The organism is Collinsella sp. AF31-11 (assembly GCF_003475605.1).
Classification (GTDB): Bacteria; Actinomycetota; Coriobacteriia; order Coriobacteriales; family Coriobacteriaceae; genus Collinsella.
This window is the reverse complement of sequence record NZ_QRQS01000032.1, coordinates 1-544: the sequence shown is the minus strand read 5'-3', so window position 1 is coordinate 544 and position 544 is coordinate 1. Positions and strand designations below refer to the sequence as shown.

Genomic DNA, 544 nt, shown 5'->3' with positions numbered 1-544 from the left:
GCCTGCTGGAGGCCGTCCGCAAATACGGCGTCCGCTACCACCACGTCTCCACCGACGAGGTCTACGGCGACCTGGCGCTCGATGACACCGCCAAGTTCACCGAGGAGACGCCGTACAAGCCGAGCTCCCCGTACAGCTCGACCAAGGCGTCCTCCGACATGCTCGTGCGCGCCTGGACCCGCACCTACGGCCTGCGCGCCACGATCTCCAACTGCTCCAACAACTACGGCCCCTACCAGCACGTGGAGAAGTTCATCCCCAGGCAGATCACCAACATCGTCGACGGCGTGCGCCCCAAGCTCTACGGCCGCGGCGAGAACGTCCGCGACTGGATCCACACCGAGGACCACTCCTCGGCCGTCTGGGACATCCTCACGAAGGGCCGCACGGGGGAGACCTACCTCATCGGCGCCGACGGCGAGAGGGACAACATCACCGTCCTGCGCATGATCCTCGAGGCGATGGGGCGCGACCCCGAGGACTTCGACTGGGTCGCCGACCGCCCCGGCCACGACCGCCGCTACGCCATCGACTCCACCAAGCT

At 67.3% G+C, this 544-nt stretch carries 1 protein-coding gene; it reads left to right on the top strand.

What is annotated here, in order from left to right:
• Nucleotides 1-544: dTDP-glucose 4,6-dehydratase (locus tag DWZ22_RS10560; protein ID WP_233546496.1), on the top strand; the 544-nt coding region annotated here is incomplete at both ends.